Source organism: Mesobacillus boroniphilus JCM 21738, assembly GCF_000517385.1.
Classification (GTDB): Bacteria; Bacillota; Bacilli; order Bacillales; family Cytobacillaceae; genus Mesobacillus; species Mesobacillus boroniphilus.
This window is the reverse complement of record NZ_BAUW01000086.1, coordinates 1-15,616: the sequence shown is the minus strand read 5'-3', so window position 1 is coordinate 15,616 and position 15,616 is coordinate 1. Positions and strand designations below refer to the sequence as shown.

The following is a 15,616-nucleotide window of genomic DNA, read 5'->3' as shown; positions in this document are numbered from 1 at the left end:
CACTAATCTAAGTAAAAAGTTTTATACTTTCTTATAAGATAAAAAAGCGTCCCTGTCGTATACGACAGAGACGCTTGATATGCGCGGTTCCACTCTGTTTAGGCCATCTTAAGCAATAGCCTCAACTTTCACCTGTTAACGGGAGGACCCGCCCGATACTACTAAGGCACTGTTTGCCTTTTTGCATAGGGACTCTGAGGCGCATTTCAAAAAATGAGAGGCCTGAACCACTTTCAGCCGGTGATGGTTCTCTCTAATAAGCGTCATTCTTCTACTTTTCCTCTTCAACACTTTGATCATATAGAATTACTCTTACTATATTACATTTTTGTATTTCTGTTAACTAAAATAGCTTAAAAAGTTATTAGCCTAAAAGCTTCTGGACTCTTTCCATCACTTTTTCTCTGCCGATCAGTTCCATTGCAAGCATCAGGTCTGGTCCATGTGTTTGCCCTGTGGCAGCCGCACGGATTGGCATGAACAGCTTCTGACCCTTATGGCCAGTTCCTTTTTGGATTGCCTTGACCGCTGCCTTAATTCCATCAGCCCTGAACTCTTCAAGCTTATCGATCTCCGCAAGGAATGCATTCAGCACTTCTGGAACCTGTTCACCTGCTAAGACCTCTTTTGCTTCTTCATCATAGTTTACCTCAGCGCGGAAAAACAAATCCGACATCTCGACAATTTCCGCTCCGAAGTTCATTTTATCATGGTAAAGGGAAATGAGCCGCGAACCCAGGTATCCTCTTCCTCTGTACGATTCTCGCTGACTTTTCCAGCTTTAACAAGGTGCGGCAACGCTAGCTCGACAACTCGGTCCAGATCAGCTTTTTTCATATATTGATTGTTCATCCATGCAAGTTTCTGCTGGTCAAAAAGCGCAGGAGACTTTGAAAGCCTCGCCGGATCGAAAATCTCGATGAACTCATCCTTAGAGTAAATCTCTTCTTCACCTGCTGGTGACCATCCAAGCAGCGTGATGAAGTTGAACAAAGCCTCTGGCAAATATCCGAGCTCTTCGTACTGCTCGATAAACTGGATGATTGATTCGTCCCGTTTACTCAATTTCTTGCGGCTTTCGTTAACGATCAACGTCATATGGCCGAATACAGGCGGCTCCCAGCCAAACGCTTCGTAAATCACAAGCTGCTTCGGTGTGTTGGAAATGTGGTCATCCCCGCGGAGTACGTGGGAAATTTTCATCAAATGGTCGTCGATAACAACCGCATAGTTATAAGTAGGCGTGCCATCCTTCTTGACGATGACATAATCACCCATCCCGTCGGACTCAAAGCTGACCTCGCCTTTTACCATATCATCGAATTTAAGGATCTTGCCTGCAGGCACTTTAAAACGAAGGCTCGGCTGGCGGCCTTCTTTTTCAAACTGTTCCTTCTGTTCTGCTGTAAGGTTGCGGCAGCGGCCTGAATAGTGAGGAGTCTCATTGCGTGCAGACTGCTCCTCGCGCTCAGCTTCCAGCTCTTCCTCCGTGCAATAACACTTATAGGCAAAGCCTTTTTCCAAAAGCTCCTGATTGTACTTTTCATATATGTGATTTCGCTCTGATTGGCGATACGGTCCATAATCGCCGCCAACATCGACACTCTCATCCCAGTTGATTCCAAGCCACTGAAGGTACTTCAATTGGCTTTGCTCTCCGCCTTCGATATTGCGTTTTTTATCTGTATCTTCAATGCGGATAATGAACTTTCCGCCTCTGTTCCGTGCGATAGATAGTTGAATAGTGCTGTACGGGCATTCCCGATATGTAAATGTCCAGTCGGACTCGGAGCGTAGCGCACCCGGATATCTGATGACATAGTGAATCCTCCTCTAATATAACTGTTCATTATTGTATCACTATCGATATATAAAGCGGAAGTGGCTTATCAAGCTGTCTGTGATTTATTTCTCCGTCTGCTTCAACAACACAGTTGCCTGGGAAGCGATACCTTCTCCCCGCCCCGGGAAACCGAGCTTTTCCGTTGTCGTCGCCTTGACGTTCACCTGGTCAGGAGTGCCTTCCAATAAGCCTGCAATCCTTTCACGCATCGCTTCGATATGCGGAGCCATCTTAGGCTGCTGTGCGATAATCGTGCAGTCTATGTTAACAAGCTCGTATCCTTTTTCCTTCACAATCTTCCATACGTGTTCAAGCAATTTTGCTGAATCAGCGTCCTTGAATTCAGGGTCAGTGTCCGGGAAATGTCTGCCGATGTCTCCTTCTCCTATTGCCCCAAGCAAGCATCTGCTACCGTATGTAAAAGCACATCGGCATCCGAGTGGCCAAGAAGCCCCTTTTCATATGGAATCATGATTCCGCCAATGATCAGCGGCCTGCCCTCTGTCAATTGATGTACATCGAAACCTTGTCCAATACGAAACATAATGAATAACTCCTTTTAAAATCATGCTGGTTTTATATACTCTATCAAACACCGGATTCTTTCCGCTTGCGCAGAATCGCTTCGGCGAAATATAAATCTTCTGGTGTTGTCAGCTTAATATTATCATAGTCGCCTTCAATGATGCTGACAGGATGTGGGATCCGTTCGACTAGGCTTGATTCATCTGTACCGACGAATTGTTCCCTCATTGCCTTGTTATGAGCCTCAAGCAATACGGAAGCACGGAAAGCCTGAGGAGTCTGGACTGACCACAAGCTTGAACGCTCAACTGTTTCAGCTACCCTGCCGTTGGCCGCTTTCTTGATTGTATCTTTAACAGGAACAGCCACGATTGATCCGCCTTCCTTGCTTGCAGCCTCCACGAGATTGTGGATAGTTTCTATTCTGATGAATGGACGGGCTGCATCATGGACCAGCACGATTCCATCCAGGGAATGGACTGCCATCAGCCCGTTATAGACACTGTCCTGGCGTTCCTTGCCGCCAGTGACAAGCGAAGATAATTTATGTATATCATATTCTTTCAATAAAGACTTAAACTGTTGCTCATCACTCGGGTTGATGGCGAGAATGATGCCTGAGCATTCAGCATCTGCTTCAAACACCCTAAGTGTATGGATCAGGATCGGAACACCTTCCAAAGTGAGCAGCAGCTTGTTTTTTCCTGCTCCCATTCTCTTTCCCTGACCCGCAGCCGGAATAATGACCTGATAAGGCATGACGAAAAACTCCAATCTACATTTCTGCTGTTAAAAAACCACCAAATAAAACAGCAAACATTTCACAATCACTTTTACATATAAACGGCAGTCGAGGCCCTGCTTCACGCCTTCAAAAAATAACGAAGGAAGCGGGAATCAACTGCCCATAAAGGCTTGGTCCATCCGGGGATGGATCAACTGATTATGCTTTTTTCCAACAGCTTCGGCTTAGCGAAAATCATTCTGCCAGCTGATGTTTGCAGCACACTTGTTACAAGAACATCGATACGCTTTCCAATATAATCGCGACCTTCTTCGACTACGATCATTGTACCATCATCAAGGTATGCAATGCCCTGATTATGTTCCTTGCCATCCTTGATTACCTGGATGCTCAATTCTTCTCCTGGAAGGACAACTGGTTTTACCGCATTGGCGAGGTCATTGATATTCAGCACGGCAACCTTCTGCAATTCACAGACTTTGTTCAGGTTGAAATCATTCGTGACGACAACCCCATTTGTCAGCTTTGCCAGCTTTACAAGCTTGCTGTCGACTTCCTGGATATCATCAAAATCACCTTCATAAATCTCTACCTTAATCTTAAGCTCCTTTTGAATGCGGTTAAGGATGTCCAATCCGCGCCGCCCGCGATTGCGCTTCAACACGTCAGATGAATCAGCGATATGCTGTAATTCTTCGAGGACAAACTGCGGGATTACGATGGTGCCTTCAAGGAATCCAGTCTGGCAGATATCAGCAACCCTGCCATCAATAATCACACTTGTATCGAGTATCTTCCACTCTCTCGCACGACTTTCCTTTTCCGTCTCTTCTTCAGTTCCCTTTTTCTTCGACTTTGAAAATAAGCCAAGCAGTTCATCACGCTTTTTGAAACCGACCTGGAATCCAAGATACCCAAATAATAGTGTCAGGAGAGTCGGTGCAACTGTATTCACAACAGGCACCTGGATTGCATTAAGGGCAAATCCTACTAAAAATGCCACCAGCAATCCAAAGAAAAGGCCGACACTGCCAAAGAGGACATCCGTAATTGGTGCCTTGATCAGCGACTCTTCAGCCCACCTCACAAAATTGGTCACAGGATCTACAGCCCAAAAAGTAAGAAGATAAAAAATAAGTGCGCCCAAAACAGCAGTAACATACGGATTATTGATGAGAGTCATGTCTCCCGCGTTCATTAATGATAATAAATCAGGAATTAAGAATATACCAAGCGTTCCCCCAATGATCAGGAAGCAGGCTTGAATGATACGTCTTAACATCCTTTCACCTCCTTTTACTCATTATAAACAACTTCCAAATTTTGAAACCCTAGTAATGAAAACATTTTCTTTTAAAATAAATATCCAAATGATTATACGATTTTACCATGGCAGAGGTTCCGTATTCTGTACAAATTATTATTTTAATTCAGCAAGATTACCATAATTTCTATAGGGGTAAATCTCATCTTTAAAGTAGCATCGGGGCATTCAGGTGTCAATTAAAAGCAGGCCGCCAATACCCTCTACATCATCCAGTTCTTCAACGGAAGCTGCAATCATATTCTTGAATTTGCCGAAACGATTGATCAAATTCTCGGTAATGATCATCGGCAGCCGCGGAATCTTATTCAACATCCGATATCCTCTGGGACAGATGAATTCATCCATATGCACATATCCCTGATGCCCGAGAAGCTTAAGGATGGCAGAATCCTCAATGACACCAGCCTTCGAGAGCTCCTGGAAACGGGCCATCACTTCTTCTGCCTTCACTTCTGATTCTGCTGAATAATCTTTGATGACTAGCAATGCTTCTTTTTCCATTTCAGATAAAAGTTCCTGCATTTGCAGGCGGATCAGCTGCCCCTCGAGTCCGAGCTTGCTCAAATATGTCAAGAGCTCTGTCTTGATCCTTAGTACCATTTCAAATCGATGGATAACCTGAAGTAAACCATTATAGGTAACAAGATCCTCAAATTCGAGGATTCCCAGATTGTTAATGCTTTGTTCTAAGACAACCTTATACTTTTCCAGCGTCTGGATTGCCTGGTTCGCCTTCGTCAGGATGACACCGATTTCCTTCAAGGCATAGCGAAAGTGTCCCTGGTATAGGGTTATGACATTCCTTCGCTGGGAAATTGCGATAACGAGTGCCTTCGTCTGTCTTGCCACACGTTCCGCTGTCCTGTGCCTCATCCCTGTCTCGGTCGAGGGTACTCCCGTATCAGGAGCTAGCTGGGCGTTGGCAAATAAGATTTTGCTTCCCGTCTCATTGAGGATGATTGCGCCATCCATCTTCGCCAGCTCATAGAGATAGCCGGGGCTGAATCTGCAGTTGATTTCAAAGCCGCCATCAACCAGGTTTTTAACTTTCTCATTGTATCCAAATACAATCAATCCGCCTGTCTTGGCCCGGAGCACATTATCGATTCCATCCCTTAGAGGCGTACCTGGAGCAATAAATTGAAGGGTTTCACCTAACCCTTTTTCCTCAAGCTCTTTGTGTTCCAATCCATCAACCTCCCAAGGTGACTTTTAATGCATGGCTGACAGATGATACCCCGATAAGCTCAACACCCCGTGTAGGAGTCCATCCGCCAAGATTATTCTCCGGTAAAATAATTCTTTCAAATCCAAGCTTCGCCGCTTCCTGGACGCGCTGTTCAATCCTCGAGACCCTCCTGACTTCCCCAGTCAGGCCCACCTCGCCAATGATACAATCAGTAGCGCGGGTCGGTTTATCCCTGAAGCTTGAAGCAATGCTGACAGCCACCGCAAGATCAATTGCCGGTTCATCCAGCTTCACACCGCCGGCGACCTTCAAATAAGCATCCTGGTTAGCAAGCAGCAACCCGACGCGCTTCTCCAGCACCGCCATCAGCAGTGAAACGCGGTTATGGTCGATTCCGGTAGCCATCCGCCTAGGATTCCCGAAGCTCGTTGGTGAAATCAAAGCCTGGATTTCAACCAATACTGGCCGTGTTCCTTCCATCGAAGCCACAACCGTTGAACCTGAAGCTCCCTGTGATCTTTCCTCTAAAAAAATTTCCGAGGGATTTGCCACTTCTTCAAGGCCCATTTCCTTCATCTCGAAAATACCCATTTCATTCGTGGAGCCGAAACGATTTTTGACAGCCCGGAGGATTCTGTAAGTATGGTGCCTTTCCCCTTCAAAATAAAGAACTGTATCGACCATATGCTCCAGCAGTCTTGGTCCGGCGATAGATCCTTCCTTTGTGACATGGCCAACGATAAAAATCGCGATTCCCTTTGTTTTCCCAATCCTCATTAATTCAGCTGTACATTCCCTTACCTGTGACACGCTCCCTGGTGCAGAGGTCACTTCCGGGTGGAAAATGGTTTGGATTGAGTCCACTATGACAAAATCCGGATTGGTATTCTCAATTGTCAGGCTAATTTCTTGAAGATTTGTTTCCGAATAAACAAGCAGGTTATCCGATGTGATTCCAAGGCGGTCTGCTCGCAGCTTCGTTTGCCTCATTGACTCTTCACCGGAAATATATAGGACTGAATGAGCCTTTTTTGCCAGCTGATAAGATACCTGAAGCAATAGTGTCGATTTACCAATACCAGGGTCCCCGCCAATCAATACAAGCGATCCCCTGACAACGCCGCCGCCAAGTACGCGGTTCAACTCATTCAAGTCTGTCGTAATCCGCGGCTCGCTGACTGTTTCAATACTGGTGATTGGAGTGGCTTTTGCAGCAACACCCGTATTTCCTGTATTGGCAAAAGCCCCTCTTCTAGTAGAGCCAGTGCTTTCCACTTCCTCGACCATCTTATTCCACTGTCCGCAACCAGGACATTTTCCCATCCATTTTGGAGATTCATAGCCGCATTCCTGGCACATGAATTTTGTTTTTCTTTTAGCCATTTTCTTAGCCTCTCAATAAAAAAATTCTTATCTTTATAATAAAGCTTAACAAGTAATAAAAGAAATGATAGCGACTGAAGTGCCTATGTATTTTTTTCAACAAGAACTGTTTGAGGTCATGAATCAACATGCTTACTTCTTCAATTAAATTATGTTCATATACAGATGCCACAATTCCAACTATTTTTTAGAAAGACTGTTCTCTTGCAAGTGCAACCCAAATAGGCACCGGGACTCTTATGAGGAAAAGTGCAAATAAAACATATGAACCTATATTGATTTAAGAATGAGTTACTAGGAAAAAAGGGGTACACGTATTTAATACGTATACCCCTTTTGATAACATGTTAAGCCATTTTAAGCTTTTGCCGATCCTTCTGGAGTCTTGACGACGAACTCACCATTTTCTACATCAATGACGACACTTTGCCCTGTGAGGACAGTTCCTTTGAGCAATTCTTCAGACAACTGGTCTTCGATATGCTTCTGTATCGCCCTGCGCAACGGACGGGCTCCGTACTCCGGATCGTAGCCTTCCTCGGAAATCTTCTCTTTTGCTGCATCTGTGAGCTCTAGCGTGATTTCCTGTTCTTTCAGGCGCTTTACTAGCTGGTCGGACATCAATGTCACGATTTCTTTCAAATGTGGCTTTTCAAGTGCGTGGAAGACGATGATTTCATCGATACGGTTAAGGAATTCGGGACGGAACGCCTTTTTCAGCTCTTCCATCACTTTGCCTTTCATATCTTTGTAATCCTGTTCGCCATCCTGGATATTGAAACCAACATATTTATTCCGCTTCAATGCTTCAGCTCCGACATTGGATGTCAGGATCATGATTGTATTGCGGAAATCGACTGTCCGGCCCTTGGAGTCGGTCAAACGTCCATCCTCAAGTACCTGCAGCAAAATATTGAACACATCTGGATGAGCTTTTTCAATTTCATCTAGTAAGATGACGGAATATGGCTTTCTGCGGACCTTCTCAGTCAGCTGGCCGCCTTCATCATATCCGACATATCCTGGAGGTGAGCCGACAAGACGGGATGTCGAATGCTTTTCCATGTACTCAGACATATCGATGCGAATCATCGCATCTTCATCACCGAACATGGATTCTGCCAGTGCTCTCGCCAATTCCGTTTTACCGACACCTGTTGGTCCAAGGAAGATGAATGAACCAATAGGACGCTTCGGATCCTTCAATCCTGCGCGAGCACGTCTTACTGCCTTGGAAACTGCCTTAACAGCTTCATCCTGGCCAATGACACGTGAATGAAGGATTTCCTCCAGGTTCAGCAGTTTATCTGTTTCAGTTTGCGCCAGCTTGGAAACAGGAATATTCGTCCAGCTGGACACGACATTCGCGATGTCTTCCACTGTCACTTCACTGTTTTCCTTGCCCTGCTTTTCTTTCCATGATTTCTTCGTATTTTCTAACTGTTCACGAAGACGCTGCTCTGTATCTCTTAACGAAGCAGCCTTTTCAAACTCCTGGCTTTGGACAGAAGCATCCTTCTCCTTGCGCACTTCCTCCAGCTTCACCTCAAGCTCCTTAAGGTTTGGCGGGGTAGTATAAGAGCGCAGGCGAACCTTCGAGCCTGCCTCATCAATTAAGTCAATCGCTTTATCAGGTAGGAAACGGTCGGAAATATAGCGGTCAGATAATTTTACTGCCGCTTCAATTGCCTCATCCGTTATCGATACTCGATGGTGAGCTTCATAGCGGTCACGAAGACCTTTTAAGATTTGCACTGACTCTTCCGCAGTTGGTTCATCTACCGTGATTGGCTGGAAACGTCGTTCTAGCGCAGCATCTTTTTCAATGTATTTGCGGTACTCATCAAGTGTGGTCGCACCGATACACTGCAGTTCGCCACGAGCCAATGAAGGCTTCAGGATATTGGACGCGTCAATCGCACCCTCTGCTCCGCCAGCACCGATCAGTGTATGAAGCTCATCGATGAAAAGAATGATATTTCCGGCCTGGCGGATTTCATCCATGACCTTCTTTAGTCGGTCCTCAAATTCACCACGATATTTAGTCCCGGCAACAACCGTACCCATATCCAGCGTCATGACACGCTTGTCACGGAGGATCTCAGGCACTTCATTGTTTACAATCTGCTGTGCCAATCCTTCAGCAATCGCCGTTTTACCTACACCAGGCTCCCCAATCAAGACAGGGTTGTTCTTTGTCCGGCGGCTTAACACTTCGATTACACGCTGGATTTCTTTGCTGCGGCCGATGACCGGATCCAGGTTGCCATCCTGGCGATTGCCGTTAAGTCTCTTGCAAGGCTATCAAGTGTCGGCGTATTGGCATTAGCCGTTCCGCTTCCCTGATGACCTGAAGTTTCATTGCTTCCAAGCAGCTGAAGAACCTGCTGGCGCGCTTTGTTCAAACTTACACCGAGGTTATTCAAAACTCTTGCAGCCACGCCCTCTCCCTCACGGATCAATCCGAGAAGGATATGTTCTGTTCCTACATAGGAATGGCCCAACTTCCTTGCCTCATCCATCGAAAGCTCGATGACCTTCTTAGCCCTTGGAGTGTAGTGGATTGTCTGGGAAGTTTCCTGACCGCGGCCAATCAGGTTTTCGACTTCCTTCTGGATTTTCTCCGCTCCAAGGCCAAGTCCGTAAAGCGCCTTTGCCGCAATTCCTTCACCTTCACGCACCAGGCCAAGCAAGATATGTTCTGTTCCGATATTGTTATGTCCAAGGCGGATTGCCTCTTCTTGTGCGAGTGCCAATACTTTTTGTGCTCTCTCGGTAAATCGTCCAAACATCATAAGATCATCCTCCTGACTCATCTTTTGTTTCCATTTTCAATCGTTCTCTTATTAAAGCAGCCCTGCGGATATCCCGTTCATTCGGGCTTAATGCTCCTCCCGCATATTGCTGCAAAAACCCAGGCTGAGTTAATATCATCAATTCATTCAAAATCGATTTTGATATATTTTTTATAAAGCCCATATCTATTCCAAGCCTTAAATCAGAAAGGCAGCGGGCTGCTTCCTTCGTTTCGATGATCCTGCTATTGGCAAGTGTCCCATATGAACGAAACACTCTGTCTTCTAATTGTATGTTCGAAGTCTTCGCTAATGCTTCCCGCGCTGACCTTTCCTGAGATATAATCTGGCTTACGACACTTTTTAAATCGTCGACGATGTCATCTTCCGATTTCCCTAGTGTAATCTGATTCGAGATTTGAAAAATATTGCCGAGCGCTTCACTGCCCTCGCCGTAAATACCTCTTACCACTAAACCAAGCTGGTTAATCGCCGGAACAATCCTGTTCATTTGCTGTGTCAAAACAAGGCCAGGCAGATGCATCATCACTGATGCTCTTAGACCGGTTCCTGCGTTTGTAGGGCAGCTGGTCAAATAGCCGAACTTTTCATCAAACGCATAATTGACGGAGTCTCAAGCCAGTCATCGATCTCATTAGCAGCCTTTAGTGCTTCACTTAGCTGAAAGCCAGGGAATAAACATTGAATCCTGACATGGTCTTCCTCATTGATCATGATGCTCACTTCTTCATTTTCAGACAGTAAGACGGCACCATGAACGGAGTTTTCAGCCAGATTCGGACTGATCAAATGCTTCTCGACTAACACCCTTTTCTGCAAAGACGGAATTTCATCCATTTTGATCATTTCCAACTTACCGAAGGCAGCTATGGAAGTATTATCGGCACGTTCCATGATCGTAACTGCCACTGCTTCTGCCTCTCCATTGGTGAACAGCGTCGGAAAGTTATATTCATCAAGATTCCTTGCAAAGCGGATGCGAGAGCTAAGGACGATATCTGAATCAGGTCCATCATTACTCATCCAGGAGCTGACAGCCTGATTGATAAACTTTTCCAATGACAAGGCTACTCCTCTCCCTCTTGACCTGCTGACAATTTCCTTTCAAGTTCCCTGATTTGGTCCCTTGTCTCAGCAGCTTTCTCAAATTCCTCTGCAGAAATCAGCTCTTTCAAAGTTTGCTTGAGCTGATCGATTGTCTTCCTTACATGAAGGTTCCCGCCGACTCTTTTAGGGATTTTTCCATTATGCACGGAATTACCACTATGGAGTCTCCTTACAATCGGGGTCAGCTGTTCGCGAAAAGCATCATAGCAAGTCGCACAGCCAAACCGGCCTACTTTCACAAACTGCGGAAACGTCATCGAACATTGCGGACACTGGGCAACTTGCTCAGCTTCAAATTCCTTCTTCTGTTCAGGAAAAGCAGTTTCCATATTCAACAATCCGGCAAGTAAGCTATTGATCGAAAAAGCAGGGCCGTTGTTCATCATAAACAGTTCGCCTTTTTCTTGTGCGCAAATTTCACACAAGTGCAATTCCGTTTTTTCGCCATTTGAATAATTCGTGAAGTGCAGCGTTGCCGGCCTTTGTTTACACTCTTGGCAGATCATGCCCTCACCTCTTTATCCGCTTTGATATTATTTATACTTCAATGCCACCAGCATGGCCTTCAACATTCTCGCACGCAGCTCGTCACGCTGCGGCAGTTCTATATACAGGACGGACCTGTCGAGCACACTCAGCATGATCTTTGCCTCGCGGTCAGTGACTACCTCTTCCTCAACAAGACGGAAGATGACATGCTCAGCGCTGCTTTGTGGAATTCGAGTCTGAATCAAATACAGTAAATCATCAATCAAATGCGCATGATCATAAGTCTGGACTTTGATGATACGGATGTAGCCGCCGCCGCCCCGTTTACTCTCAACAATATAGCCCCGTTCAATCGTGAACCTTGTATTGATGACATAATTGATTTGGGACGGCACGCACTGAAATTTATCGGCGATTTCACTTCGTTTGATTTCAACGATGTCCTTATCGCTCATTTCTAAAACGTGCTTAAGGTAATGTTCTATGATGTCCGATATATTCCTCACTAAACCTCCCCCAATCTGACTTTGACTATATTTGACGTTAATTATACAAAAAATTTTCCGTTGCAATGAAAGCATCCTGAGTTATGTTCGCCAAAATAATGTATGCCAAAACATGCCAATGTGAGAGGTGTATGTTGGTTATTATACCCATTTTGCAACATGTGGAAACTTGTATCTGGACACATCAATTAAAAATTTGCGTTTTGAAGCAACTTGTGATGGTCACTGACTTAAGTAAGTGTAATCGAATGGCTATTGGGCAACTTTTAAAGATTGTAAGACAAGCACACCTTTCACCAAGGTGCTTATATAGGAAAATGGCTGGTATATCATATTGTCTTAGGGAATTGCCTGTGCCTGTATAAATGCTATTCAATAACTTAATAGCTTACCAAAAAAGATTACGATAGCTAAGAGTGCTGATAAACCCAGTGTCAGTATGATTGTCGAAAAACTCCTAGCCATAGCCTTCCAACCTTCCATACCTGCCATCCCTGTAAGCCCTGTTACAAAAGTCAGCATGGTTACACATAAAAGCAAAACGAATGGATGTATCCCTAATATGTTGTAAACAATAGGCCCTGTGGAGGAAACTATAAAAAAAAGCAAAACCCAGATGGTTGAAAAGATGAATGACCAAAAATTCAATTTCTTTTTCATTAAGTTCCTTCCTTGTAGCCGTTCTGTTTAAACATTGCATGTTTCTTACAATAAAATAAACTGTGTACATTTCGTAGTTAAAATCAGCTTCATAATGATCGTAGAGTAACCGGGAAGATTAGAAATGTGCTCTCGTTGTTAAATAAATTCCACAAAAAATGCGTTAATCCTTCTTAACGCAAATAATGGTATAATTAAAAAATGCCCAAACCCATATATACCAAGGGTTTGGACATTTTATAACCGTTTTTAATAAAGCGTTAATTTATATTATACGAATAGTTTGTTTTCTCATTCTTCCTAGAAATCCACAATACCTAGGGAGGGTTTGACTAAGACTTCCTTCTGATTCCTCGTCGCCACGGACACCCTTGCCTTCGGCTAATGGTTCGCATATCCCAATGTCCATAGCGGACTTTCACCGCTAAGTTGATGAACATGCCTGGCACACAAAATAAGCAGTCACCCATGACAGGTAACTGCTAAATTACTTAAAGATTGCTTGAAATTTTATTCATTTATTTAATGGAAAGGAAACTTCCAAAATCCAACAAGAGTTTCAAAGAAATGGCTTACTAATTCCATATAAACCTACAGAAATACACAAAAGACCTCCAACAATAAACAAAATTTTAATAATCCAATAATTAATAGAACCAGGTAATGGCGTTATATACTTGACTTGCGAATATGTTTTACTGTAATAGAATCTTTCCTTTGTTGCATGGAAAAACATATACAAAGAAAATATACCAACAGCGAAAATGAGTATACCCGCATAAAAATCTTTTCCCACCGTTTATCCCCCCTTTAATTAAAGGATTCATCTTTTATATTTTTTATATATTTTTTGGACATAAGGCTTTGCTGCCGACCATAAAAATCCTACTTTGTCACCAAACAATGAAAGGACTTGGTTTTCTGAGAAAGACCCTCGGCTAAAGTTTCCAAAGTTTGATACTAAGTAAGCTGCAGGCGCCATGTGTCCTGCTAAAAACTTTTCTCCTACTTTTGAAAGGTTTCCTGCTTTAGCTAGCTTGGAAACAATACCTCCACCTATGACTCCGGCAGCTGCTCCCTTTAAAAGTTCTCCTCCGAAAGCCCAGACACTAAAATGTTTAAATGCATTTTTCTTTCCATATTTAACCAATAGACCTGCTACATAACCGACAGCATTAATCAGCGCACCAACCAATGCAGATGCTACAAGTGTTGGCAGATGTCCGCTATGATCAATGTATTTAACGGGATTATTTTTGGAGTAGACATATTGATTAAGACTTCCAGGATCGTCTTCAACTCCGTGTATAGAATCTTTAGTTAAGAAACGTCCAACACTTGAATCATAGTAACGAGCTATCAAGTAATATAAACCAATTTCCTGATCAAACCGATACCCAGCATATCGGTATGGGCTAACATCTTTCATGGTCCCTGATGAAGAAAGAATATTCCCCCAAGCATCATATTGATACTCCGCTACCACATTCCCGTTTTCATCTGTTAATGCTGTTACATCACCATGTCCGTTAATATGATAATAATACGTTTTGCCGCCTTTAACCATGGTAACAGGGTTATCTTGGGCATCCCATGTATACTCCGCTGTAACCGCATTATTGGCATCCGTCTCAGCGATGACTTTATCCCCATTATAATGGAAGTTTGTTGTCCCTGCGGATGTTGTCATGCTGGTCCGCTTGCCCTCATGGTCGTAAGTAAACTTCCCAAGGGAAGTGCCCGTCTTGTCTTTGACTTCGGTCAGCTGGTTTTCCTCATTATAGATGTAGGTTTTATCCCCATCATTTGTGAGGTTTCCGTTCTGGTCGTAGGTATGTGCCTGGCCATTGACGTTTGTCAGTTCATTTCCGGCATTATACGTATAGGTGGTGGTAGTTGCTGCCGTCCCTTTTGTTTCAATCTTCTTTGTGCGGTTTCCTGCCGAATCGTATTCGTACGTAATCGCTGTGCCGTCTGTTAAAGCCTCCTTCGTCAGCTGGTTCAGCGCATCGTATTCGTACGAAATCGTTCCTTTGTCGGTTGCGATGCTGGTCTGGTTACTGTTCGGGTCGTAGCTGTATTTATAGGAGTTCAATACAGTCCCGTCATTCTTGTAGTTTTTCAGTTCGTTTAACAGGTTGGCGTCATCATATTGGAATGATGTATAGGAATTGTTTGCCCGTTTAACGGAAGTCACATTACCCCGCTCATCATATACGAACTTCGCCCGGTTTGAACCGTTTTTGGACAAGGTGATAAGCTGGTTCAGCTTATTGTAGGCAAATTCGGTTGAAGCACTTGTCGTGCCTGCAGTGAATTTGACGGAAGTCAAATTGTCATTTGGATCATAGCCATAATACATTTTAACGGATCCCTTTGCTTCCTCAGTCAAACGGTTGTTGCTGTCGTAAGAGAAGGTTTTGCTGATACCAGATGCATCGGTCACGGAAGTCATGTTCCCGTTCGCATCGTACCCATAGCCCCACTTCTTTGCCCCGTTTACAAATATGCCGTTCAAACGGTTCAGTGCATCGAATGTGCTGGTGATTGCGTCACCTTTCGGGTAAACCAGCATTGTCTGGTTACCGTTCCTGTCATACTCAAACTGGGTCACCTGGTTTAACGGATTCGTGAACTTTGAAACAAGGTTGAATTCGTTGTAGTCGTACTTTGTCAGGTTCCCTTTGGCATCGGTTACGGTTGTCCGGTTCCCGTTGCCATCGTAACCATAGGAAGTCACGCCAAGTTTCGCATCTGTCACTTTTGTCAACAGGCTGCGGCCATCATACGCAAAGGAAGTCCTTTGCCCTTTTGCATCTGTCACGCTTGTCCTGTTTCCGACGGCATCATAGCCAAATGAAACCGTATTGCCGAGCTGGTCTTTGACACCTGTTATATAATTACCTCCATCCTCATATGTGTTGGACGTGATGGAAGTACCGATTACCAGACGCATCGCATCAAAATATGCCGTACCAGACTGGTTGTTGAAATGGTAGTAAACATCAAGCGAATTGAATGCCTTT

9 protein-coding genes, 4 pseudogenes and 1 other annotated feature are annotated in these 15,616 nt (G+C 44.3%); all 13 genes and pseudogenes read right to left on the bottom strand.

What is annotated here, in order from left to right:
- Positions 1 to 63: 63 nt before the first annotated feature.
- Positions 64 to 297, bottom strand: a binding site (T-box leader).
- A gap of 67 nt (positions 298 to 364) precedes the next feature.
- Positions 365 to 1,820, bottom strand: a pseudogene (gene gltX / locus JCM21738_RS17790) (glutamate--tRNA ligase).
- Between the two features lie 85 nt (positions 1,821 to 1,905).
- Positions 1,906 to 2,387 (bottom strand): annotated as a pseudogene (gene ispF, locus JCM21738_RS17785) (2-C-methyl-D-erythritol 2,4-cyclodiphosphate synthase).
- Between the two features lie 44 nt (positions 2,388 to 2,431).
- Complete coding sequence (gene ispD / locus JCM21738_RS17780) at positions 2,432 to 3,127, bottom strand: 2-C-methyl-D-erythritol 4-phosphate cytidylyltransferase (protein WP_023626457.1); 696 nt, start codon at positions 3,125 to 3,127, stop codon at positions 2,432 to 2,434.
- 176 nt (positions 3,128 to 3,303) lie between these two features.
- Positions 3,304 to 4,395 (bottom strand): PIN/TRAM domain-containing protein, encoded by a 1,092-nt coding sequence (locus JCM21738_RS17775; protein ID WP_023626458.1) that lies wholly within the window; start codon positions 4,393 to 4,395, stop codon positions 3,304 to 3,306.
- A 210-nt stretch (positions 4,396 to 4,605) separates the two neighbouring features.
- Positions 4,606 to 5,628 carry a DNA integrity scanning diadenylate cyclase DisA gene (gene disA / locus JCM21738_RS17770; RefSeq protein ID WP_023626459.1) on the bottom strand — a complete coding sequence of 341 codons (1,023 nt, stop codon included), beginning with the start codon at positions 5,626 to 5,628 and terminating at the stop codon, positions 4,606 to 4,608.
- A 4-nt stretch (positions 5,629 to 5,632) separates the two neighbouring features.
- Positions 5,633 to 7,012, bottom strand: coding sequence for a DNA repair protein RadA (gene radA / locus JCM21738_RS17765; protein WP_023626460.1), 1,380 nt, complete (start codon positions 7,010 to 7,012; stop codon positions 5,633 to 5,635).
- A 357-nt stretch (positions 7,013 to 7,369) separates the two neighbouring features.
- Positions 7,370 to 9,807 (bottom strand): annotated as a pseudogene (clpC, locus tag JCM21738_RS17760) (ATP-dependent protease ATP-binding subunit ClpC).
- A gap of 4 nt (positions 9,808 to 9,811) precedes the next feature.
- Positions 9,812 to 10,893: pseudogene (mcsB, locus tag JCM21738_RS17755) on the bottom strand (protein-arginine kinase McsB).
- Between the two features lie 2 nt (positions 10,894 to 10,895).
- A complete protein-coding gene (gene mcsA, locus JCM21738_RS17750; protein WP_023626463.1) occupies positions 10,896 to 11,441 on the bottom strand; it encodes a protein-arginine kinase activator protein McsA in 546 nt (181 codons plus the stop codon).
- 27 nt (positions 11,442 to 11,468) lie between these two features.
- Positions 11,469 to 11,879, bottom strand: a complete 411-nt coding sequence (locus JCM21738_RS17745) for a CtsR family transcriptional regulator (RefSeq protein ID WP_439646011.1) — start codon at positions 11,877 to 11,879, stop codon at positions 11,469 to 11,471.
- Positions 11,880 to 12,302: 423 nt separating this feature from the next.
- On the bottom strand, positions 12,303 to 12,590 hold the full coding sequence (locus tag JCM21738_RS17740) for a hypothetical protein (protein ID WP_023626465.1): 288 nt from the start codon (positions 12,588 to 12,590) through the stop codon (positions 12,303 to 12,305).
- A gap of 559 nt (positions 12,591 to 13,149) precedes the next feature.
- On the bottom strand, positions 13,150 to 13,386 hold the full coding sequence (locus JCM21738_RS17735; protein ID WP_023626466.1) for a hypothetical protein: 237 nt from the start codon (positions 13,384 to 13,386) through the stop codon (positions 13,150 to 13,152).
- A 27-nt stretch (positions 13,387 to 13,413) separates the two neighbouring features.
- Positions 13,414 to 15,616, bottom strand: a 2,203-nt coding sequence (locus JCM21738_RS17730) for an RHS repeat domain-containing protein (protein ID WP_035209791.1), incomplete at its 5' end; no start/stop codon positions are given.